Annotated in this window: 25 protein-coding genes and 1 other annotated feature (1 of these 26 only partly in view); of the genes, 1 reads left to right on the top strand and 24 read right to left on the bottom strand. The window is 44.6% G+C overall.

Features of this window, described 5'->3' with window-relative positions; translation table 11 throughout:
- Positions 1-142, bottom strand: a binding site (T-box leader); it reaches 117 nt to the left of the window's first position.
- A gap of 77 nt (positions 143-219) precedes the next feature.
- Positions 220-549 carry a four-helix bundle copper-binding protein gene (locus G7035_RS24675; protein WP_016821017.1) on the bottom strand — a complete coding sequence of 110 codons (330 nt, stop codon included), beginning with the start codon at positions 547-549 and terminating at the stop codon, positions 220-222.
- A gap of 263 nt (positions 550-812) precedes the next feature.
- Between G7035_RS24675 and G7035_RS24680 the strand changes: the two genes are divergently transcribed.
- Complete coding sequence (locus G7035_RS24680) at positions 813-1,328, top strand: MogA/MoaB family molybdenum cofactor biosynthesis protein (protein ID WP_019687019.1); 516 nt, start codon at positions 813-815, stop codon at positions 1,326-1,328.
- 66 nt (positions 1,329-1,394) lie between these two features.
- Here G7035_RS24680 and G7035_RS24685 read toward each other — a convergent pair whose 3' ends face one another.
- The 23 genes from G7035_RS24685 to yfmH form a co-directional block, all read right to left on the bottom strand.
- Entirely contained in the window at positions 1,395-2,858 is a 1,464-nt protein-coding gene (locus G7035_RS24685; protein WP_019687018.1) for a nicotinate phosphoribosyltransferase, read from the bottom strand.
- A 126-nt stretch (positions 2,859-2,984) separates the two neighbouring features.
- Positions 2,985-3,551 (bottom strand): cysteine hydrolase family protein, encoded by a 567-nt coding sequence (locus G7035_RS24690; protein WP_019687017.1) that lies wholly within the window; start codon positions 3,549-3,551, stop codon positions 2,985-2,987.
- 67 nt (positions 3,552-3,618) lie between these two features.
- Entirely contained in the window at positions 3,619-4,407 is a 789-nt protein-coding gene (locus tag G7035_RS24695; RefSeq protein ID WP_013370763.1) for an NUDIX domain-containing protein, read from the bottom strand.
- A 65-nt stretch (positions 4,408-4,472) separates the two neighbouring features.
- Entirely contained in the window at positions 4,473-4,895 is a 423-nt protein-coding gene (locus G7035_RS24700) for a PaaI family thioesterase (protein ID WP_016821013.1), read from the bottom strand.
- 122 nt (positions 4,896-5,017) lie between these two features.
- Positions 5,018-5,470 (bottom strand): YlbF/YmcA family competence regulator, encoded by a 453-nt coding sequence (locus tag G7035_RS24705; protein ID WP_016821012.1) that lies wholly within the window; start codon positions 5,468-5,470, stop codon positions 5,018-5,020.
- An 83-nt stretch (positions 5,471-5,553) separates the two neighbouring features.
- A complete protein-coding gene (gene miaB / locus G7035_RS24710) occupies positions 5,554-7,107 on the bottom strand; it encodes a tRNA (N6-isopentenyl adenosine(37)-C2)-methylthiotransferase MiaB (RefSeq protein ID WP_019687016.1) in 1,554 nt (517 codons plus the stop codon).
- 298 nt (positions 7,108-7,405) lie between these two features.
- Positions 7,406-7,978 carry a phosphate propanoyltransferase gene (pduL, locus tag G7035_RS24715; protein ID WP_016821010.1) on the bottom strand — a complete coding sequence of 191 codons (573 nt, stop codon included), beginning with the start codon at positions 7,976-7,978 and terminating at the stop codon, positions 7,406-7,408.
- 144 nt (positions 7,979-8,122) lie between these two features.
- Positions 8,123-9,208: a low temperature requirement protein A gene (locus G7035_RS24720; protein WP_019687015.1), complete on the bottom strand. Its 1,086-nt coding sequence runs from the start codon at positions 9,206-9,208 to the stop codon at positions 8,123-8,125.
- A gap of 187 nt (positions 9,209-9,395) precedes the next feature.
- Positions 9,396-10,463, bottom strand: coding sequence for a dipeptidase (locus tag G7035_RS24725; RefSeq protein ID WP_019687014.1), 1,068 nt, complete (start codon positions 10,461-10,463; stop codon positions 9,396-9,398).
- 118 nt (positions 10,464-10,581) lie between these two features.
- Positions 10,582-10,842, bottom strand: a complete 261-nt coding sequence (locus G7035_RS24730; protein ID WP_007430104.1) for a stage V sporulation protein S — start codon at positions 10,840-10,842, stop codon at positions 10,582-10,584.
- Positions 10,843-10,971: 129 nt separating this feature from the next.
- Complete coding sequence (locus G7035_RS24735) at positions 10,972-11,766, bottom strand: TIGR00282 family metallophosphoesterase (RefSeq protein ID WP_025364670.1); 795 nt, start codon at positions 11,764-11,766, stop codon at positions 10,972-10,974.
- A gap of 76 nt (positions 11,767-11,842) precedes the next feature.
- Complete coding sequence (gene rny / locus G7035_RS24740; protein ID WP_013309958.1) at positions 11,843-13,387, bottom strand: ribonuclease Y; 1,545 nt, start codon at positions 13,385-13,387, stop codon at positions 11,843-11,845.
- A gap of 361 nt (positions 13,388-13,748) precedes the next feature.
- Positions 13,749-14,498: a regulatory protein RecX gene (locus G7035_RS24745; protein WP_017427955.1), complete on the bottom strand. Its 750-nt coding sequence runs from the start codon at positions 14,496-14,498 to the stop codon at positions 13,749-13,751.
- A gap of 208 nt (positions 14,499-14,706) precedes the next feature.
- Positions 14,707-15,768, bottom strand: a complete 1,062-nt coding sequence (recA, locus tag G7035_RS24750; protein WP_025364668.1) for a recombinase RecA — start codon at positions 15,766-15,768, stop codon at positions 14,707-14,709.
- Positions 15,769-15,993: 225 nt separating this feature from the next.
- Positions 15,994-17,262 (bottom strand): competence/damage-inducible protein A, encoded by a 1,269-nt coding sequence (locus tag G7035_RS24755; RefSeq protein WP_016821004.1) that lies wholly within the window; start codon positions 17,260-17,262, stop codon positions 15,994-15,996.
- A gap of 95 nt (positions 17,263-17,357) precedes the next feature.
- A complete protein-coding gene (pgsA, locus tag G7035_RS24760) occupies positions 17,358-17,945 on the bottom strand; it encodes a CDP-diacylglycerol--glycerol-3-phosphate 3-phosphatidyltransferase (protein WP_016821003.1) in 588 nt (195 codons plus the stop codon).
- A 209-nt stretch (positions 17,946-18,154) separates the two neighbouring features.
- Entirely contained in the window at positions 18,155-18,646 is a 492-nt protein-coding gene (locus G7035_RS24765) for a YajQ family cyclic di-GMP-binding protein (RefSeq protein ID WP_013370750.1), read from the bottom strand.
- Between the two features lie 145 nt (positions 18,647-18,791).
- Positions 18,792-18,956: a hypothetical protein gene (locus tag G7035_RS24770; protein ID WP_013370749.1), complete on the bottom strand. Its 165-nt coding sequence runs from the start codon at positions 18,954-18,956 to the stop codon at positions 18,792-18,794.
- A gap of 84 nt (positions 18,957-19,040) precedes the next feature.
- Entirely contained in the window at positions 19,041-20,153 is a 1,113-nt protein-coding gene (locus G7035_RS24775) for a helix-turn-helix domain-containing protein (RefSeq protein ID WP_019687013.1), read from the bottom strand.
- Positions 20,154-20,183: 30 nt separating this feature from the next.
- Positions 20,184-20,957: a DUF3388 domain-containing protein gene (locus G7035_RS24780; protein WP_013370747.1), complete on the bottom strand. Its 774-nt coding sequence runs from the start codon at positions 20,955-20,957 to the stop codon at positions 20,184-20,186.
- 229 nt (positions 20,958-21,186) lie between these two features.
- Positions 21,187-21,441, bottom strand: a complete 255-nt coding sequence (locus G7035_RS24785) for a DUF3243 domain-containing protein (protein WP_016821001.1) — start codon at positions 21,439-21,441, stop codon at positions 21,187-21,189.
- Positions 21,442-21,543: 102 nt separating this feature from the next.
- Positions 21,544-22,311, bottom strand: coding sequence for an elongation factor P 5-aminopentanone reductase (gene ymfI / locus G7035_RS24790; RefSeq protein WP_019687012.1), 768 nt, complete (start codon positions 22,309-22,311; stop codon positions 21,544-21,546).
- 20 nt (positions 22,312-22,331) lie between these two features.
- Positions 22,332-23,612 carry an EF-P 5-aminopentanol modification-associated protein YfmH gene (gene yfmH / locus G7035_RS24795; RefSeq protein WP_019687011.1) on the bottom strand — a complete coding sequence of 427 codons (1,281 nt, stop codon included), beginning with the start codon at positions 23,610-23,612 and terminating at the stop codon, positions 22,332-22,334.

The following is a 23,612-nucleotide window of genomic DNA, read 5'->3' on the forward strand; positions in this document are numbered from 1 at the left end:
GGGTTGATCTACTAGAAGTTCTTATCGTTGGATCAACCGTCTCCCGGGTGCGCTTCACATCGGATTTCATACCGGCTTCCACCTCTTCCGGCTCGCTGTAATGATACGGTTCCGTTGCTACTCTCCCGTTCCTTGACGTTAATTCCCACCATTATACAAACCTATTTAGTAGAAAGCAACCTTTTATTCCCTCTTTAGGGACTAGTTCTGTATATGTAATTACACTGCCACCAATTGGCGACAAGCCTCAACACAATGACGGCAGGCCTCTGCACAATGTTTGCAATGATTATGGGAATGCTTGCTACATTCAGCAGCACATACCTCACAGGCTTTGGCGCATAGCTCACAGATTTCCTCGGCAAAATCCGTTCCGCGCTGCAACATTTGAGCAGCAAACCCACATATCTCTGCGCATTCCCTACTCACTCGAATACATTCACGCAGCATAGCTAAATCATATTCCTTCAAACTTGCTACATAGCATACATTGCAAGCGTTCATACATTCCAGGCAAGCATCCACGCATTTTTGGTATGAATGATTCATAATACATTACCTCCCAGTTGTTGATCCTGCTGTACTATTACCCGCTGAGCCTTGAAATTAATCAATTGATGTTCGCGCTTTCAACAAAATAAACCCAGAAAATCCCGACTTATGTAAGGAAGTGTACTATATTCCAAGGTGCAAGCGCAAGGATATTAATCACATAACTTTTTATCCCTCGTTTCTGACTTGCATCCAGTCGGTCATTCCTCTATTGTAAAAAAAGAATATGCTTAACCATGAATCAAGGAGTGAAGATTGTAATGAACATAACATCTGTAGAGGAGCACCGACGGGAGTCTCCGCAGCAGGTTAACTGCATGGTCGTGACCGTCTCTGATACACGAACCATGGAAACCGATACTGGGGGACGACTGCTCAAGGAACTACTAGAAACGAATGGGTATAGGGTTGTTCGATATGTTATCGTCAAAGACGACTATGAGGGTATCCGACAGTTGGTAACCGAAGCTGCAGCACATGAGGACATCGAGGCTGTACTTTTAACAGGTGGTACTGGCATTTCTCCGCGTGATACTACATATGAAGCCATCTCCTCTTTACTGGATAAGGAACTACCTGGCTTTGGTGAAATCTTCCGTTACTTAAGCTTTGCTGAGGACATTGGATCAGCAGCTATATTAAGCCGGGCTGTAGCGGGTACTGTGGGCCAGACAGCTGTGTTTTCTATGCCTGGCTCCCGCGGAGCCGTTCGTTTGGCAATGGAACGCATTATTGTCCCTGAACTGCGACATGTGATGAGAGAAATTTATAAATAAGCTCTTATTCCACACATGCGCCGACACAAAAAGGCACCCCATATATGAATGAGGTGCCTTTTCACATTATTCTTTTTCTTCAACTTCAGGCTGCATGTAGCTATCAATCAGCTTTTGCTTTAGCTCCCACACCTTCTCGCTAAGATTTACGCGATAAATTTCAGGATTTAGCTTCCGCAAATATTCTGGCCAAAACAGTTTCAACTGTGAAGCATGATAGGCACGAATTTCATCCAGTTCGGGAAGCTCGTATACCTTCTGTCCATTTATAAAAATAGGTTCAAGCATCGGTACAGCTTCGTAATTTTCAACATACTTCTTCATATATGGATGCAAAGGGTTAAACAGCTTCAGGCGCTTACCATTGCGCGGACGTTCTTCATCCGGGAAAGAAATGTAATCAGCTACAGCTCTCCCTTTCTTCTTGTCTACAATGCGGTATACATCCTTTTTACCTGGTGTAGATACTTTTTCCGGGTTACCCGAGATCTTAATTGTCGGCAGCATTTCACCGTCTACTTCCCGCTCAACCAGCTTGTACACTCCGCCTAATGAAGGTTGATCTGAAGCCGTAATCAGCTGTGTTCCTACACCCCATACATCAATACGTGCACCTTGGGCTTTTAGATTAAAAATCGTATTTTCATCCAAATCGTTGGAAGCAACAATTTGTACGTAATCCAAACCTTCGGCATCCAGCATTTCCCGGGCCTGAATAGATAGATAAGCCAAATCACCGCTATCCAAACGGATGGCATTCATACGCTTGCCTTGACTCTCCAGCATCTTTGCTGTCCGAATCGCATGAGGAACACCGCTCTCCAGCGTGTCAAAGGTATCTACCAGCAATGTAACCTGATCTGGCAAAACCTTCGCATACACGTCAAACGCCTCTTGCTCCGTCATAAAGGTTTGTACCCATGAATGGGCATGTGTTCCTTTTGTCGGAATCCCAAAATGTTCGCCTGCGAGCATATTAGAAGTCGCATCGAAACCTGCAACATAAGCAGCACGCGCTCCCCAAATGGCTGCATCTGCCTCCTGCGCACGCCGTGTGCCAAATTCGAGCAGTGTATCGTCACTGGCCACCTGCTTGATACGCGATGCTTTTGTCGCAATGAGTGTCTGGTAATTCATAAAATTCAACAACGCCGTCTCGACAAGCTGCGTTTCCATAATTGTTCCTTCAACACGGACCAGAGGCTCATTTGGAAAAACAAGCGCCCCTTCTTTCATCGAATGGACCGTTCCGCCAAACTTAAACTGGCGCAATGCCTCCATGAACATGGGATCGTACTTTTCCTCCTGCTCTGACAGATAGCGAATGTCCTCTTCTGTAAACCGCAAATTTGAGATGTAATTCACAATGCGTTCCAGACCAGCGAACACGGCATATCCATTACCGAAAGGGAGCTTACGAAAATACGCCTCGAACACAGCTTTACGTTGGTGACTTCCGTTCACCCAATGGGCGTACATCATATTAATCTGATATTTATCTGTATGTAATGCGAGGCTCGTTGATTTCATCGTATCATCCTCTCTGACTGTCCCTGGTCCCTGGCTTGGTGACGGCATACCGTCTTATCTGCCCAGATTCAGCAATATCCGACTCCATTTTGTTATCGGACATTGGTGCACAATCATTCAGTTATTTTACTTCTTCTGGCCCAAAAACGTATCTTCAGCCGACCACACCGTGGCTCCAAGACTTCCCTCAAAATGGCCCAAAGCCCAGTCATGTCCCGCCTGATTAAAGCTCGCCACAGCGTCCTTATATACGGTAATAGCAAAACCTTTGTTATAAGCATCCACAGCCGTATGCAGCACACAAATATCTGTACACACACCAATCAGATGTACTTCCAGAATCCCGCGTTCGCGCAACCTGAGTTCCAGATCTGTACCAGCAAAAGCACTGTACCGTGTTTTATCCAACCAGTAGATACGATCACTTTGTTGCTCATATAGGCGATGAAGCTTACCATACAATTGTCGTCCATCGGTTCCACGTATATTATGTGGAGGAAACAGCTTACTCTCCGGGTGATAAGGGTCATTCTCCTCATGTAAATCAACAGCCATGACAACAAAGTCCCCTTGCTCTACATAGGCCTGCGTGATGGCTGTGATCCGTTCATCCAGCTCAATCGCAGGTTGTCCCACAGGCAGACTACCGTCCACAAAATCCTTCGTGTAATCAATAACAATCAGTGCTTTCATCGTACAGTCAGCCCCTTATCATCAAAGTGAGATTGCACGCTCTATGCGTAATCTATACCATTAAACGTTACGTATAGATAGATAAACGTGGTACTCTATCACTAAAGCGATACAACTGGGCCGGTCTTTGTGAATATTGATTGGAACTCAGCGGTTTACCGTTCTCATCCCGAACCTCTTCCAGTATTCCCTGTCTGCTACGAGTCGATGTTATTTTGCGAATAAAATTCGGCTCTTCGAAATCCGGTACGACGCTCTGAATCACCTGATACAATTCACCCAGTGTAAAATGTGGCGGTAAAAACTGCTTGGCTATCGTTGTCTGAAGCATCTGCAACTGAATCTTGCGATAAGCATCGACTATGATATCCCGGTGATCGAACGCCAGCTCCAACTCCTCCAACGCTTCTCTGATCGTAAATAACCCGACCTCAGAAGCATCATCAGCCGCCTGCCGCTGCTCTAGCATCCATTCCTCTACCAACGCAAAAAATGCATGCGATATGATCCACCCGCGCGGATCACGGCCTGGTCCACTATATACGCCCAAATACTCCAGATGCCCGCCGTCTACACCGGTTTCCTCTAACAGTTCCCGCTTGGCCGCTCCATATATGGATTCATCTTCTTGACAAAACCCTCCAGGCAACGCCCAGCGTCCCGCAAACGGCCAACTCCGGCGCTTGATGAGCATCACTTTCAGCTCACGAATCGGCAATGTCTTTGTTACCGTCTTGCGCTCACGCTTCGTTAAAGTAAACATTACGATATCCGCCGGAGCACCATCCGGGGTACGGTATTTCTTAATGTTATAAGACGCCTTCTGCGCCTCTTCGTTTATACGATTGCTATCCATTGGCATCACCATATTATATCGTTTTGATAAATTCATTATGACATAATAAAAATTTTTGTCAAGCGTTAGGCCTTGCCTGAGTCACTTGCTTGTTGACGCAACACTCGGAACGTTGCTGTAGCTGTACAACCGAGTGTACCTTCGCTATCCCTTACTTCTGCCTCGGTGGTTATAGTGCGGCCTCCCTGATGAATAATCCGTGCTTTAACCTCCAGTCGTCCTTGTCCCATGGCTGACAAGAAATGAACATTCAGGTTCGTTGTTACACATGGATCCATATTTCTTGAAGCCATACTGACCATCCCCATCGCCTGATCCATCAATGAAGTGAGCACCCCCCCATGTACAATCCCCATCACATTGGTATGATGTTGTTTGGCCTCCAAAGCGATATGTGCCTCGTTAGCGTCAGCTGTGATCAGCTCACATCCTAAATACTCCCAAAAGGTATTATCTTCACCCTCTAGCATCTTACGCAACTTATCCATTCCCTCTCTTCCATCCCTTCTATGCTGTCGCAATTCTCTTGATGTCCCATGAACATATACGATGACTAATTGCTTCCGAAAAAAAGGCGTGGAAGCTAAGCCTCCACACCACAAATCTTATTCTAGTCACTGCAATTAGAGGAGGAAGTGACCTTCCCCTCTTCTACGTTCACCTTTTCAGCAACCGTATCACGGATGGCCGTGATCACCATTTGCAGTAGCTCATTAATTTCCACCTGGCTCTGCTGAAACTCTGTTACAATTGGAATACCGTCAAGCTCTTCCTGTAGCTCCTGAAGTTCAGCCTCTATTTTAGCAATCATTTTTTGATTCTTTAAAGATTCAAATGCTACAATTTCCTTTTGCTTCTTCTTCATCGTTGCAATCAGTTGCTGGATGCGCTCATGGTCCTGAATCTTTTCTTCTGCTTTCCGGAACACCTGTACTTCCTCACTGCTGCCCAGAATACCCGCCAACTCTTTGGCCTTTGCCAATATCATATCGCGATTGACCAAATGATCATGCTGGCGCGCCGCCGATTGAAGTTCTGTTTGTTGCAACCGCTCCTCTGTCATTGTCCATCGCTCCTTTTCTCACTTAGATGGTCTTGCACGCAGCCTTTTATTCAAACCGCATGCAGCCCGCTAGACTATTCTTTTTATCCGTTAACCGCTACTGGCGTTTGAACCAAGTCACCTTTAATGTAGAAGGTCATAGGTTCTGTAATTTTAACTTGGACAAAGGAACCAATCAGGTCCTTCGATCCTTCAAAATGAACAAGCTTATTGGAACGAGTCCGACCAGCAAGCACGTTGCTGTCATTTTTGCTCTCGCCTTCCACCAGCACTTCCACCACTTCGCCACGCAATCGACTATTAAAGCGAAGGCTGTTTTGATTCACAGCAATGTTCAGACGCCGGAGACGCTCTTTTTTTACCGACATAGGCACATTATCTTCCATCGAAGCCGCTGGTGTGCCTTCACGTGGTGAATAAATAAATGTGTAGGCAAAGTCATAGCCCACTTCACGCACCAAAGATAGAGTATCTTCGAACTGTTCGTCTGTTTCACCCGGGAAACCGACGATAATATCCGTTGTCAGAGAAGCATGCGGAACAGCTGCTTTTATCTTCGCGGCCAGTTCCAGAACACGCTCACGAGTATATTTTCGGTTCATTTTCTTCAATATATCCGTATTACCGGATTGTACAGGCAAATGAATATGCTCCACCAGATTGCCACCCTTACCAAGCACTTCAACCAAATGGTCGTCAAAGTCACGCGGATGAGAGGTCGTAAAACGTACACGCGGAATATTGATTTTGCGCATATCATCCATCAGATCTCCGAATCTGTAATTCATATCCTTCAAATCCTTGCCATAGGCATTGACATTCTGACCCAACAAGGTAATCTCTTTAAATCCTTGACGGGCCAAATCCCGTACCTCAGCAATAACATCCTCTGGTCGGCGACTTCTTTCCTTACCACGTGTGAAGGGAACGATACAATAGGTGCAAAACTTATCACAGCCGTACATGATGTTTACCCAAGCCCGCATACCCTCGCGCTTCTTCGGCAGGTTTTCGATAATGTCGCCCTCCTTGGACCACACTTCGACTACCATTTCTTTGCTAAAGAGTGCTTCCTTAACGAGCTGAGGCAAACGGTGAATATTATGGGTACCAAAGATCATATCGACAAAACCGTGTTTTTGCATAATGCGGTTCACGACATTCTCTTCCTGCGACATGCAGCCACACACACCAAGCAAAAGTCCTGGCTTTTCTGTTTTGAGATGCTTGAGGTGACCCAGCTCACCAAACACTTTATCTTCCGCATTTTCACGGATAGCGCATGTGTTCAGTAAAATGATGTCTGCTTCCTTCCGATCCTCGGTTGCCTGGTAGCCCATTTGCTCCAGCAAACCTTTGATTGTTTCGGAATCATGCTCATTCATCTGGCAACCGAATGTATATACGATATAATGCTTGCCCTCACCGATATGCTTTAGCTCATCCGGGACTGCGTTATCATACAATACCTGTACGTCCTCTTTACCACGCTGCTTTTCTTTTCTATGGTTCGGCTCCGCCATAATGTTGATTTCACGTCCGCGAATACGAATCTTTTTGCTATGCTCATCTTCAGAAATAATCTTCGCATCCGAGAAATCAAAATATTTGGAGTAATCTTTTGTTTCCTTAGCCATTCGCTGGTCACTCCTTACACCATCTATTTCACGAGCTAATTTGTGATTTACTGTATCTTTAGGCAGTTGGTTATTTTATTTTATGCTCCAAAAAAACCTTTGAAAAAGGCATTACACTAAATTATAGCATGATTTATAGGTCATAGCCATAGATCATCCCCGGATACGAATCAGATGCAGTGTGATGCACAAAGTTTTTTATGTATATAGGTGAGCATTGGTGTATTTATAGTATATAAAAAAAGCCCGACTCTTTTGCAAGAATCGGACTTTACAACTTGTGTATTCAATACGTGTATTAGTCTACGATTTCAGCAGTGTCACCGTTTTTCACACCGGCTCCGTTCGCTTCATCCGTGTCAATATGCATATCCAAAGCAAAAGAATCGGACACACGTGCAAGAACATTTTCAAATACAAGGCCACGTTCGCCGCCAACACGTACTTTCAGCAACTGCTTGTCCTTAATGTCCCATTTAGCTGCATCGGATGTATGGAAATGGATATGGCGGGCTGCTACGATAACGCCTTCTTGCAGTTCCACTTCTCCGGCTGGTCCTTTCACTGTAATTCCTGGTGTACCATCAATGCTACCGGATTCGCGTACAGGTGCCTTTACACCAATAGCAAAGGAATCTGTGCGAGAGATTTCCAGTTGGGAAGCTGGACGAGCTGGTCCCAAAATGCGAACCTTATCAAATTGGCCTTTAGGACCAATTACAGCTACCGTTTCATTTGCGGCAAATTGTCCTGGTTGGGACAAAGGTTTAAATTCAGTCAATTGATAGCCTGCTCCGAACAAGATTTCAATATGCTCTTGAGTCAGGTGAATATGACGGGCGGAAACGCCGACAGGTACGATTTTAGTCATCGTGTGGTCACTCCTTTTTCTCTATACAATACTTTACACATCTATGCTATTATACTCCTATTTCGACAAGAAAGAAAAGGATAGCGCATAAAGTTCCCTTTTTCGCCCTAACCAGCCATACATATCGTCCATATAAAACTGGGATCAAACCGTCATTTTTGCAAACAGAAGAAAGAAAAGCATGATCTCAGCTACGATGAGATGAGGAACTACAATAAATATATTCAGAATAAACAGCGCACAGAGGATTCCAGTTAAGAAAAGAATGACTCTGAGACGAGGTTTAAGATGACTCAATCTGTACTGATGGAATACCAGCAAAACTGACAAAAAATAAATAAAAACAGAAGCAAAAGTAAAGCAAAGCACAAAAGTATAGGCTGCTTGCCCTAAAAACAAGAGCTGTATGGAAGCCGCAAGCATGCTAAGAGAAAGATAAATAAACAAATGACCATAGATAATAGTCTGTCCTGCTGTTTGTTTGGATTTGTCTACGCGCTTCTCTATATTCTCAAAATATTGCCACCAGATTGCGATGACCAATACAAATGTCAAAGCAGCAAATACAATGGAAGAGATCGTGAAATGATCGGATTGTAAAACAGAAAGTATACTTATCACTGATTCTCCAAGCAGGATTAAGGTGAACTGTGCAAAACGCTCCAAAAGATGCTCTGTATGGATAGGTGTGATCACCAATTTTTTACGACCGATTAATGGAACGAGGATATCAACCGCAATGCCAATATACAAAATTAAATATCGAACCCACGAGTCGAAGAAAAGGGAGAAGCTAGAGATAACGATCCCAACCCAAAGATAGGTTCCAAAAAAACGAGCTGTTTCCTGTTTATGAGCCGTTTCCTTGGGGGCCAAAAGCAAATATTGAACGACAGTCAAACCTCTTAAGCCAATATAGCCAACAAAAAAAGATACATAATACGCATCAAAATCTATATTAAGACTAGCAGTCATGATTAACACAAAAAATAATTGCAAAATCATAAAAATTCGATGCATTATACTGTCTTGACCAAAACGATTGTTATAGACTGTTTGCCCCACCCATGCCCACCAGATCGGAATAAAAATCAAAATAAACTTCTCTAAATTATGCCAACCAACACTACCATGCTCAACATGTAGTAAAACATGAGTCGCCTTGGAGACAGCTGCTACAAACAATAAATCATAAAAGAGTTCAAGCCAGGTAACCTTTTTTATCAGCATTATGTAACGGAGCTCCCCTCTAGTATGGCGGTATAGCATGGTGCTTTCAGGCTCGCTTCTACGTATGCCCAATTTCGGAAAGCGTTATTTTAGCACCATGCAATCCTCGGATGCTCCAATTATTTCGTAATCGTTCTCGCTTTGTCAAGAAAATGCTCAGCCGAAAACAACTGCGATATTAAGCTATTTAGGACAACATTTTAGATGGCAGATTTGTTATTAAATAGTCCAGTGCATGTTCTCCAAGCCATCCCTTGACCAGCTCCTCAGAGTAATGTTTCAGCAGTAGTTCTGCAAAAGCCGGATATTTCCCCGCGTGCTCCAGTCCTCGCACATGGGCCTCGATACCGTCAAAATCAGAGCCGAACATCAAATGTCTTTCGCCACCCAATGAACAAATGTGCTCAATGTGCGGTAACAGATCCTCAGCGTGTACTGTACCCTGCTCTTTCAGAAACATCGTGACAAAGGTCAACCCAATTCGTCCGTTGCGGGCGATCAGCGCCCGAATCTGTTCGTCCCGCAAGTTACGGGGATGAGCACATCTCGCAAAGGCGTTCGAATGCGAAGCGATGGGCGGTAAGGCCGCCTCCTCCATCACTTCCCAAAAGCCTTGTAAGGACAAATGCGATACATCTAGCAGTAGTCCCAGACTATTACAGCGATTGACCAAATCACGTCCCTTGCGGGTTAGACCCCCACCTCTAAGCTCCATAATACCATCAGCTGCCCAATTTGCATAATTCCACGTCAGCCCGATCAACCGTATTCCCAATGCATAGCACACATCCGCATAAAACGGATTTCCTTCCAGCGCATCTACCCCTTCGAGTGAGAGTAACGCCCAAGGTGACTCTGTATGATTCGTCCCATTACCATCCCAATTCGTTATCTCTCCTGCTTGCTTCTCTATGTCTGTCTGCTTTGCTTGCTCCACTTGACGTATAGCGGACGTATTTTTAAATGCTGCCAAGTCTTCTTTCCACAGCAAAGGTTTTAACCCACCTGAGGTAGAAGTTACATGCTGCCTGAACAGCTCAATTTGACGAACCACATGCTCAAATTTCGGTGTACCCAATACCTGTGAAATATATATAGCGAATGTTTGCAATCTTACATTGCCTTCTAGCAAACGCTCTTTTGTGACATCAAGCGATGAATGACTGAAATCTACCTGCGAATCGAGTTGCATCTTACATAACACGTCGCAGTGAAGGTCAACAACTGGCCAATTCGCTTCAAACTTATCATTCATGCACTATACCCCCATTGGATTAAAGCCCACAAATTTATTTTGAAAACCATAGTAATTAAACCACAAAGCAAAAAAGCCCGTTTACAAAACGTAAACAGGCTCAGGCAACTTCCATTTATTATCTTGGCTCTACAATCAATTTGATCGCAGTCCGATCTTCTCCATCAATAACAATGTCTGTAAAAGCAGGAATACAAATCAAATCCACTCCGCTTGGTGCGACAAATCCCCGGGCAATGGCTACCGCTTTAATGGCTTGGTTTAGTGCACCCGCTCCAATCGCCTGTAATTCTGCATTTCCGCGTTCACGCAGTACTCCTGCGAGTGCGCCTGCAACTGAATTGGGATTGGATTTTGCTGATACTTTTAATACATCCATAGTAAGTACCTCCCCTGGGAATGATGATGGTTTGATTCCACTATTAGATGTTATTCGAGGGTCAGCAAAAAATTCCTGCTTTTTGGTGACAGTTTTCCTTATTCTTTCCTTAAGTAGCTCACAACAAAGTTAATCCATCCGCCATTCGTCTTCTTTAAGCCTGATTTTCTGAATTTTACGGGCTTTCCCATCGTCATCATTGAGCTCTACGCTGATGGCATGAAAGTGCCATTTGCCCATGTCCACTTGAAAGCGTACCGGAAGCTGGGTCTGAAATTTCTGTAATACAGCCTCTTTCTGCATACCAAGCACGCCCTCATAAGGACCTACCATTCCCGCATCTGTCTGATACGCAGTTCCTTGTGGCAAAATCGTATCGTCATTACTTTGTACGTGTGTATGTGTTCCTACCACGATTGATGCACGTCCATCCAGATGCCAGCCCATGGCAATTTTTTCGGAAGTGGCTTCAGCGTGAAAATCTACTAGAATATGTTTATGTTTTTTGCGCAGCTCGTCTACAATTTCATCTGCTGCCCGAAATGGACAGTCAATAGCTGGCAAAAAGGTTCTACCTTGCAGGTTAACAATGGCTAGTTCCTTACCTCCACCTTTTACAACAGTGTAACCCCGACCTGGTGTCCCTGGCGGAAAGTTAGCCGGACGGATGATCCGCGGCTCATCATCTATAAAATCAAATATTTCCTTATTGTCCCATGTATGATTGCCCATCGTAATCCCATGAACGCCCCAATCAAAAAACTCTCTGGCGATGGCTTGAGTAATTCCTCTTCCCGAAGCTGCATTTTCTCCGTTCACAATAATAACATGCGGGTTGTATTTTGATTTTAGCGAAGGGAGATTCTCCCTCAGTGCCTTTCTGCCTACACTGCCGACGATGTCTCCAATAAATAATACGTTGATAGAAAACCCTCCCTAGTCTGCCTTACATAATGAAAAGTGGCCCTACAAGCAGCGGCCACTTTTCATTGAAATGCTTTTATTTTGCGTATTCTACCGCACGGGTCTCGCGAATAACGGTAACCTTAATATGCCCTGGATAATCCAGTTCATTCTCAATCGTTTTCGTAATATCGCGGGCCAATCGGAATGCTTCCGCATCATCAATTTTCTCTGGCTGTACCATGACACGAACTTCGCGTCCGGCTTGAATTGCGTATGATTTCTCAACGCCTTCAAAAGATTCGGAGATGCGTTCGAGCTTCTCTAGACGACGGATGTACGTCTCTAGCGTTTCACGCCGCGCTCCCGGTCTTGCTGCTGACAGAGCATCTGCCGCTCCAACCAGCATGGCGATCACTGAAGTCGCTTCGCAGTCGCCGTGATGTGAAGCAATGCTGTTGATAACGACCGGGTGTTCCTTGTACTTCTTCGCCAGTTCCACGCCAATTTCAACGTGTGATCCTTCCACTTCGTGATCCAGCGCCTTCCCGATGTCATGCAGCAAGCCTGCCCGTCTTGCCAGTACAACGTCCTCGCCCAGTTCCCCGGCCATTAGACCTGTCAAGTATGCAACTTCCATCGAGTGCTTCAATACGTTCTGTCCGTAACTCGTACGGAACTTGAGACGTCCCAAGATCTTGATCAAATCCGGATGCAAGCTATGCACACCCACTTCAAAGGTGGCCTGTTCACCATACTCACGGATTCGTTCGTCCACCTCTTTACGGGATTTTTCCACCATCTCTTCAATACGAGCCGGATGTATCCGTCCGTCCGCTACGAGCTTCTCAAGAGCAGTACGCGCAATCTCTCTACGAATCGGATCAAATCCGGACAATATAACAGCTTCCGGCGTATCATCAATAATGAGGTCGATTCCAGTAAGGGTTTCAAGTGCACGAATGTTACGGCCTTCGCGTCCGATAATCCGGCCTTTCATTTCTTCGTTCGGCAATGTCACAACAGAAACCGTCGTTTCTGCTACATGATCTGCCGCACAGCGTTGGATGGCCAGTGTGATGATTTCACGGGACTTTTTGTCCGCTTCTTCTTTGGCCTGCTGTTCAATTTCCTTAATCATCTGAGCTGTTTCATGACGAACTTCCTGCTCTACGTTGGTCAGAATAATACTTCTTGCATCCTCCATCGTAAGATTAGAAATACGCTCCAACTCAGTTACCTGGCTCTTGTAAATCAAATCAATTTGCTGCTGGGTTTCATCGATTCGTTTCTCTTTGTTGGCCACTTGTTCTTCTTTGCGTTCCAGCGATTCCAATTTTTTATCCAGCGATTCTTCTTTTTGCAGCAATCTTCGTTCCTGTCGTTGAATTTCATTGCGACGTTCACGAGTTTCTTTTTCAGCTTCGGCACGGATGCGATGAATTTCATCTTTCGCTTCCAATACCGTTTCCTTCTTCAGCGCTTCTGCCTCTTTTTTCGCGTTCTCCACGATTTGCGCGGCAGCTTCTTCCGCACTGGAGATCTTAGCTTCTGCAATAGATTTGCGAATAAAATAACCAATCCCGAACCCAAAGAATAACGCGGCTACAGCAACGAGAACGAACCAGATCGCAGTCATCATACTGTTCACCTCCCCGTTGGTTCCTCCAAGGCATTCCTTGGGACTTTTTGAAATTGTCACATTTACTTTGATCGTCAAACTAAGATAACGACTCAAGGTCGCTTCATTTCATATGCACATGCTTTCACACGTACAATTCCGCCTGGCATAGCGGCATCACTTGTTATTTGGCGATGAGAACTTTACCGTGGATTCCGCTTTTTTGGAAGGAAAAAGGGCACTCCACAAATATCGTTTCATATATATTTTATTATTTGACAAATGGCATTGTCAAGGGAATGCAAACATTAGTAGACTACCGTGCAGCTGTCCATATCATAATCAGCTCATCTAGCCAGAAGTTCAGCTACCGTTTTGCAACTTATTCCTCCCAATGCAGTAATTCCTCGTCATCGAAAGCTCCGTCTTGCTCAGCCGCACTGAGATGATTGACCACGCGGCGTGTCATATCCCCCGAATATCCGCGTCTCATAAGAAACGGAAATGTTTTCCTTTTTTTATCCATTATATCACCACGTACCTGATTCCATTTTTTACGTCCAATCGACAATGCACTCTCCCACTCCTCATTGTCAGTGATCTCACCTAATGCTTCCCCGATAGAGGCTTTAGAGATGCCCTTCTGACGAAGTTCTTGTCTGATCCACATCTTACCCTTACGTTGGCTTGTTATACGCTGTCTTGCCCACTGACGGGCGTATAAATCATCATCTACAAGCTTCTCCCGTTGCAATCGCACCAATATCTCATCAATAACAGTCTGATCCACTTCCTTTTGCGCTAAACGCTGGGCAATTTCCTGACGTGTACGAGGCTTTTGCCCCAAATAGCGCAGCGCATGTACATAAGCCTGTTGTTTTTCATCTGCCAGAACGATATCTTCTAGTTCTTTTTTGACGAATGACGTTCCTTTGAACATGTTGTACTTGATCATTACATCTTCCAATACAGACAGTGAATATGGACCAAAATGAATGATGTATCTTCCACGGTTGCGTCTCTGCCCCTGCTCCACTCTAGTAATCATCAATTCCACATGATCTGGAAAAAGAGAAATCCCTTGCTGTTTATCTTCTTCCGAAGTGTATTCATCTTTATCGTCCAACTGCACTAGTTTCCCTCACTTTGAAATTCACGAAAGCAGCCTATGATCACCTGCTACGCAAAAGTTAGATTCTGCTGACAAAGCAGACTTTATTTGATGCAAAAATGCCCTGCACACCTGTGCAGGGCATCAGAATTATGCTATTCAAACGGACTGTACCATAATCCCTGGCTACAGTTCACATGACAGATCAAAAGCGAAGTCTCAGGCAAGCTTATTCAAGCTCCAGCAATTCCTGTTCTTCCTTGGCCTCCTGCGCCAACTCTTCTTCTGTCGGTGGAGCAATTGTTGTAATCAAATTACTGGCCACCCGGATTTTTTGCTCAATCGTACTAGCAATGTTCGGATTTTCCTTCAAAAATTGCTTTGCATTCTCACGTCCCTGACCAAGGCGCTCGCCTTCGTAGGAATACCAAGCTCCGCTCTTGTCGACAATGTCATGCTCCGTACCGATGTCAATCAAGCTTCCTTCTTTGGAAATACCCTCACCGTACATAATATCCACTTCGGCCTGACGGAAAGGAGGCGCAACTTTGTTCTTCACGACTTTAATACGTGTGCGGTTACCCACGATGTCGTTACCCATTTTCAAGCTTTCGATACGACGAACATCCAAACGTACCGTAGAGTAAAACTTCAAAGCACGTCCACCTGGTGTAGTTTCAGGGTTACCGAACATAACACCTACTTTTTCACGGAGCTGGTTGATAAAGATAGCAATGGTTTTCGATTTATTAATGGCTCCAGACAGCTTACGTAATGCCTGTGACATCAAACGCGCTTGAAGACCGACATGGGAATCTCCCATTTCGCCTTCAATCTCTGCCTTCGGTACAAGTGCCGCTACAGAGTCTATGACGATAATATCCACTGCCCCACTACGCACAAGAGCTTCGGCAATCTCCAATGCCTGCTCACCTGTATCTGGTTGCGATAGTAACAACTCATCAATATTGACACCCAGCTTGCTCGCATACGACGGATCAAGCGCATGCTCGGCATCGATAAAGGCGGCTTGTCCGCCTGTTTTTTGCACCTCTGCGATAGCATGAAGAGCTACTGTCGTTTTACCGGATGATTCCGGTCCATATACTTCAATAATCCGGCCTCTTGGAAAGCCGCCCGTTCCTAACGCAATATCCAAAGCAATCGAACCACTGGGGATTGTTTCCACTTGCATGTGAGTAGACTCACCCAACTTCATAATGGAACCTTTACCAAATTGCTTTTCTATTTGACGGAGCGCCATATCCAGCGCAGCACGACGATCTGACAATAAACTCACATCCTTCATTGTTTGTACTTTAATAATACCTTGTTTTGACACGCTTGCCAAGCATTTTTTCGAACATACATTCGTTTTTTTATTTCCCACAACTCTCTTCTATAATTAAACCTTTCTCATAAAACGAAAAAAGAACCGCTGGCAAAAAGCTTTGCAACGGTTCTTCCGATAAGAAGATTATATCATGAATATCTATCTAAAACAACTCATCGATAATTAAGAGAGTTTCTCGTTCTCTACCAATCGACGCCACAATCTGTACAAGATAGCTTTGACGGATCGCAAACGGATGGTCTCACGGTTACCGCTTAAATTTAGCTCATATACCTCCGTTTCCTTGTCACGCTGAGCAATACCAATATACACCAGACCAACTGGCTTCCGCTCGGAATATCCGGGCCCAGCTACACCAGTAACGGAAAGTCCGAAATCACTGTCCATAATCATTCTTGCCTGCTCTGCAAGCACAAGGGCTACTTCCTTACTCACTGCGCCTGGCGCATGGTCGCCTTCCAAATAATCATAGGGCACATTGAGCAATTTCATCTTCATTTCATTGGAATAACACACGATTCCACCTTGAAACATAACAGCACTGCCAGGTATAGAAGTGATGTGTTCCATCAGCATACCGCCTGTACAGCTTTCCGCCGCACTCACAGTGAGTCCGCGTTTGGCCATTAAATCTACAATCACCTTCTCCAGCGTAACATCTTCACTTGCATACATATATTCGGAAAGACGTTGCTGAATTTGTACTTCCGTGGCAGTCAGCTTAATTAAAGCTTCACTCTCACTGGCCGCCTTGGTGGATATACGGATCGTAACTTCCCCTTCCTTGGCATAAGGAGCAATCGTGGGGTCCGTCTGGGATTGGATCAGATCTAGCAAGCGAGTTTCAAGAGCTGACTCACCGATCCCTGCGAATTTTAGCATTTTCGAATAAATCGGCATCTCCTCACCGCTCAATGCCTGCTGAAGCAACCAAGGTTTGGCATGATTTGCAAACATAGGTTTAAGTTCCTTAGGCGGTCCGGGCAAAACAACATAAAATTTACCGTCCTGTGCAATCGCATCCCCTATAGCTAAACCTGTCTCATTTTCAAGCGGAGTGGCTCCTTCAATAGAAAGCGCCTGCCGGCGGTTATTCTCGGTCATTTCGACCCCGCGGTTCCGGAAAAACTGATCAAGCTTGTCCATGGCAAGACGATCTATCTGCAATTTCCGCCCCAATACAGCCGCTATCGCATCTTTTGTCAAATCGTCCTGAGTTGGTCCCAGCCCACCAGAAAACAAAATAATATCCGCACGCTTCTGAGCAAGTCGTACCGCTTCCTGAAGTCGATCCATGTTATCGCCAACTACAGTCTGAAAATATACATCAATGCCGATTGTAGCTAGCTCTTGTGATAAATATTGGGCATTTGTATTTACTATTTGTCCAAGTAATAACTCTGTTCCTACTGCAATAATTTCAGCTTTCATCAATTCGTCCTCCTATGATGCGTATATTGTGGGAATTATGTAAAGAAACAGCAATAAGTTAAGTCCCTATTGCTGTTTCCATAAGATTTATCCTGTTACACTTTAGAGGAGCTCAGCAAATGGATATTCTTTACAAAGTAATCAATACCCGAATAAATGGTGATTAACACAGCTGCCCATATCGCTATTAAATCAAACGGAATACCCAGAAAAACAAACGGGAAATTATTAATGAGCAGTGCTACAATAGCAACGATCTGGATGATCGTCTTTAATTTCCCCCAATTGCTTGCAGCAACCACAGAGCCATCCAATAAAGCGATCTGTCTTAGACCCGTAACCGCAAACTCACGACTGACAATCACAACGACAACCCATGAATCAATTTTTCCCATTTCTACCAAAGAAACCAAAATAGCAGTTACCAACAGCTTATCAGCAAGGGGGTCCAACAGCTTGCCCAAATTGGTGACCATATTATTTTTACGAGCCAAATATCCGTCAAGGCCGTCTGTGCTGGCTGCTACAAGGAAAATAATAGCCGCAATCAGCTGATTATACGGCAGCTTGAAAGCACCGATCTCAATCGGTGGCGGATAAAAATCAAAATCCACCAGCAAAGCCAGCATCATCACCGGGATAAGGCAAATCCGCGTTATTGTAATTCTGTTGGGTAAATTCACAACACACTCTCCCCTGATTATCGTACTTGATTACAAATGGCAGCTTTCGGATTGAAATCAATCCTATGTAAAATCGCTTTCGACGAGCGTTATACACCTTAATGTCTGCATTTTCGTTACAAGTATAATATGGCGCAAAACGCATGTCAAAATAACCTGCTGCACATCAAGCAACGTTTAGTCCTACAAAATCTATGAGAGAAAACGGCTTATTTCATGTTTGTAAATTGAAGCTCCAACGGCAGATCAGCTTTCCGCAGCAATTGAATAATGGCCTGTAGGTCATCCCTATTTTTTCCAGTTACTCGAATTTGATCACCTTGAATCTGACTTTTCACTTTTAGCTTGGAATCCCGAATAAGGATATTAATTTTTTTTGCGTTATCCTGATCAATTCCCTGCTTAAGAGAAAGACGCTGACGCACTGAACCTAAAGAGGCTGGTTCCAATTTTCCAAATTCCACATTTTTAAGGGATAGACCTCGTTTGACCATTTTAGATTGCAAAATATCAATCACCGCATTCAGCTTGTATTCATCTTCCGATGCAATCGTAAGAGCATCTTTCTCAAGCTTGAGGCTACTTTTGCTCCCCTTGAAATCAAATCTCGTTTCAATTTCACGCTCCGTCTGATGAACCGCATTTGTTAACTCCTGCATATCCATTTTGGAGACGATATCAAATGAATTTTCTGAAGCCATCGTTTCACTTTCCTTTCCACAACAAAGTTCAATATCTAATTATAGGCTAGTCATTTACAAAAATCCAATAATCCGTTCACTAAAAAGGCGTTCTTGCCAGTTCCCCGACAAAAACGCCTTTATTTACAATTGCAGTTTAACATTTCTAATAGTGACTTCGTGTTGGATTTCTAAACATATCCAAAATTCCAAGCACAATGTGAGCAAGACCAAAGCCTAATATGCCATAGCCCCATGCATTCGGTGTTAGATAATAGCCCAGTAAACTGACAATAATCCCGAGCCCAGTCACAATCCAGCTGACGGTCATAACGTATACACCTCACTTTGCGGAAAATGAAATGACTGACTTTCCAAGAATTACAGTCATTAGTATTTCCCCGCAACAAGGCGTTTATTCACCATCAGTAGTTGTACTAGAATCTGTCCCACTTTGTGTAGTATCCGTACTACCATTTGTCGTCGTATCCGTTGAACCCGTCACCCCAGTACTCGCTCCAGTGGAAGAAGCTTCCCCTTGCTGTATCAACACCCGGGTCGTCGATTTATTATCGGTTATCGGTTGGCCGGCGACGGAAATATCCGTGGCAGAAGACCGTCCTGATTTGATATATAAGCCTTCAGGACCGATATCGAAAGACATGGCATCTCCACTTTTAGTCATACCATAGCTCAGCTTTTCTCCACGGGAATTTTGTCCCTTGTACACCTCAAGCCAGCTTTCGCCCGTTGCTTTAATATCAACCTTGACCGTGGCCCCCGTTGCACTGGAGACTTTGAAGATCGTCGTCTTGCCTTGCTTACCATCCTGAGCCACAGTTACTCCCTGCGCTGGCGTAGTCGTATCCGGCTGCTGACCAGGATTTGGAGTAGTCGCATCTGTAGTTCCCGTACCACCTGGCTGGGTTTCCCCGGTTTTTCCCGTATCAGGGGTCTGCCCGCCAGCACCATTTGGTGCCGTTGTCTGACCATTATTCGGTGTCGTAGTTGTATTTGGAGTAGACGTGTTTGGTGTCGTACTTGGCGTTGTGTTAGGTGTTGTACTTGGTGTACTTGGTGTACTTGGTGTACTTGGTGTTGTAATCGGCGTTGTATTTTCTGCTGTTTTTGGAGTGGAATGGTTGTTACTCACCCAATAAGCATAAATAACCCCAACAATGAGAACTAGAAAAAGCCACATTAACGCTGTAGGCAACCATTTAAGATTGCCAATCGTCGCGGGACGGCTGGAGCGTTTTTGTGTAACAGGCTCCATGACTGCTTCCGGTTCAGGTTCAGGCACATTGCTTTGGTGCCCTTCCAGAAGCTCATCGGGATTCAACCCAACCGTTTCGGCGTATGTTTTAATAAAAGCTCTGACATAAAAGCTTCCCGGCAGCACTTTGTAATCGCCCGTCTCAATGGCTTCCAGATAACGTTTGCGTATCTTCGTCATTTCCTGAACATCGTCAAGGCTCAATCCTTTTTGCAGCCGGGCCTCCTTTAATTGCTGACCCAGTTCTGACATGTCATCATCTCCTTGTGTAATTACACTTATTTAAAGATCTTCTGTATAACTGGCTGTAAAGGTATCATAAATAATTTCCTCAGCCGGATTATTGCGAAGTTCAATAATGATATTGAAATCGTCAAAGCTGTATCCCGATTCACGCACAAATACATCAGGATGCTCAATCACTTTGGTACTTGGCATGCTCATAATTTCCTGAAGCAGGTGATAATGTCTTTCATTGGATCGAATGGTACTCACAATGCCGTCAATAATAAACACATTGTTGGGATTCATTTCTTCCTCAGAAAGCTGACTGCGTACCGTCTGTCGTAATAACGTCGACGACACAAAAGTCCAACGCTTCATTGCACATACACTACTGGCAATAATGGATTCCGTTTTACCAACACGCGGCATTCCGCGAAGACCGATTACCTGATTGCCATCCCTCTTTAATACTTCACCCAAAAAATCGACCAGCAACCCAAGCTCATCACGTGTAAAACGGAAAGTTTTACGATCATCCGAATCCCGATCGATGTAACGGCCGTGTCTTACTGCCAATATATCGACCAGTCTCGGAGCACGTAAGGCCGTGACTGTAATGTTGCTGGCTTTTTTCAACGTATCTCCGAGAATGCGTATTTTCTCGTCATCGTCTGTTTCGAGAAGCATCCCCCGTCTTTCGCCTTCAACACCGTTAATCGTCAGTATATTAACCCCCAGAATACCAAGCATGGAAGCAATGTCCCCCAGCAGTCCGGGTCGATTTTTATGTATCTTGTATTCCATGTACCACTGTTTTGTCTCTTCCGTCACGTTAGCACCTCATTCACATTCAAACCGTCAACAATGCCAAATCAAAGCCTTATTGTATCATAAGATAGCATCATTCGACAAAACCCAATTATTGAAATTCGATAGGCTACAGTGTGTTGTAAGCCTCAATCACGTTTATGATATATAAATTACAATGGAATTACAAGAACAGCTCTGTAACCATTACAGAAAAGCCCCCCAAAAGGGAGCTTTTCATGTTGGTTCCTACTTATGCGTTGCTCTTAGCTAATTTAACCATTAGCCGGGCGATGGTGTGACGTTCGTCCTCATCGGCAACTCCCCACAGTTCTTTCAGTGCGCGGTTGGAATGGTTAGCTGGATCGACCTTCTCATCCAGAAAATCACCGATTTCGTAAGCAAGCTCCGCAATGGTATCTTGACTGATTCCCAGCTTCTCTGCTTGCTCTACACGCTGACCAAGGAACTTTTTCCAAACATCAAAATTCTGAACAACTGTTGACATACTTAAATCCTCCTTAGATGATTCAGATTTAAAATCAACAGTTGTAATATGCTCTTCACAGACGCTTACTATACTGGTGGATTCCTCCAAGCGCTGTTTTCCTTACGTCACCCATCCTCCGTTAGGACTTATGACCTGGCCATTAATATAACCTGACTCAGGAAGCGCAAGAAAATAAACCAGGGACGATATTTCATCAGGCCGTGCCAATCGTCCAGCAGGGATTTCTTCTTCCAAACTGTTAATTTCGCCTGCATCCAAATGATCCAACATCGACGTGTCTACCGCCCCTGGAGCCACAGCATTCACGGTTACGCCAGAAGGCGCAACCTCTTGAGCCAGTGCTTTAGTGAAAGCGTTAATGCCTCCCTTGGTAGTGGAGTACAATACCTCGCACGAAGCTCCACATATGCCCCACACAGACGAAACATTCACAATACGGCCATAGCGTTGGGAAATCATATGCGGCATAAAAACCTGCGTACACAAAAAAGTTCCCTTAACATTCACGGCCATCACTTCGTCCCATTCCTCTTCCGATACATCTGAAAGCAGCCCATAATGAGATAATCCAGCATTATTCACTAGAATATCTGGCTTCAATCCGTGATTATCCAGCTTTTCCCGCATACGTTCAATCTGCTCCTTACTCCGCAGATCGGCTGAAACAGTCATTACCTTGCCTGAATAAGTCATGCAACGACGAGCAACTTCATTTGCTTTTTCATGGGACTTCATGTAGTGAATGACCACATTCATCCCTACTGCTGCAAAACGCTCGGCAATAGCCGCACCAATTCCACCACTTGCTCCTGTAATCAGCACAGTCGTATCGCCAATAGCCTTTAACTCTCCGCCCTCGGTGGTCATCGGTTCCCTCTCCCTGGACATTACGGACTCACCACCAGCGATATTGCCATTTGATCCCACTTTATATGATCTTTCAGACGACGGTTTACATCCTCAAGCGTGATACTTTCATAAACCGGAAGCAATTGAAAAAAATCACTGCCCCGGAAGCGATGTCTTGTAAACTCATGCGCAATATTTTCGGGAGAATTGAGAGTGCGTAGATAACCGCCGATCTTCTTTTTGCGCGCTCGTTCAAAATGTTCTGCTGCAAACCCCTGCTTCTGAATAGACTCTACCTCTTCTCGTATCCTAGCCAACAGCCGATCAGGGTCTTTGGTATCCCCGCCGATCGCAGAAAATGCATACTGTTGCGTACTATTGTACTCATGGCCAAAACTGTCCGAAATCAGGTCCTCATCGTAGAGCTTCTGATATAGCTGTGTACTGGAACCAAACAAGAGATCAAGCATCAGCTTGGTTTCCAGATCATGACGTAGCAAAGCTTCTCCCGTTAGACCTACTTCAGCCTCCTTGAATCCAAACAGCAACTTTGGCAAAGAAACAGCCAGCTTTACCTCATGACGCGGCTCTGCAACCGTTGTGGGTTCATCATCGAAAATCCGCTCGATCTCCCCCTGCGGCTTATAGTCTTTTTTCGCCTGATTATTACGTACCAATTCGATTACTTCGGCTGGATCCACTCCACCTACTACAAAAAGAATCATATTACTTGGATGGTAAAAAGCTTCATAGCAACTGTACAATGTTTCCTTCGTAATCGTACTGATGGATTGAATAGTACCTGCTATATCAATATGCACCGGATGGACCTTGTACAATGCCTCAATCAGACCAAAGTAACTCCGCCAGTCGGGGTTATCTTCATACATATTGATTTCCTGGCCTATAATGCCTTTTTCCTTCTCCACATTTTCATCTGTAAAGTAAGGATGCTGAACAAAGTTGACTAGTGTGGTCAAATTCTCTTGAATGCGTTCGGTTGCCGAAAACAGATATACGGTCTGATCAAAGCTCGTAAATGCGTTCGCCGATGCTCCATTAGAGGAAAAGGTAGCAAAAATATCGCCTTCGGGCTCTTCAAACATTTTATGCTCCAAAAAATGAGCTATGCCATCCGGCACCTTGACGGACTGTTGACCTTCTACCCGGAAATGATTATCAACCGAGCCATATTTAGTTGCAAATGTGGCATACGTCTTCTGAAAGCCCGGTTTGGGCAACACATAAACGTGCAAGCCATTATCCATTACTTCATAGTACAGCGTCTCCTGCAAGTGCTCATACGATATATGCTCCAA

It is taken from the genome of Paenibacillus polymyxa (assembly GCF_015710975.1).
GTDB classification, from domain to species: domain Bacteria; phylum Bacillota; class Bacilli; order Paenibacillales; family Paenibacillaceae; genus Paenibacillus; species Paenibacillus polymyxa.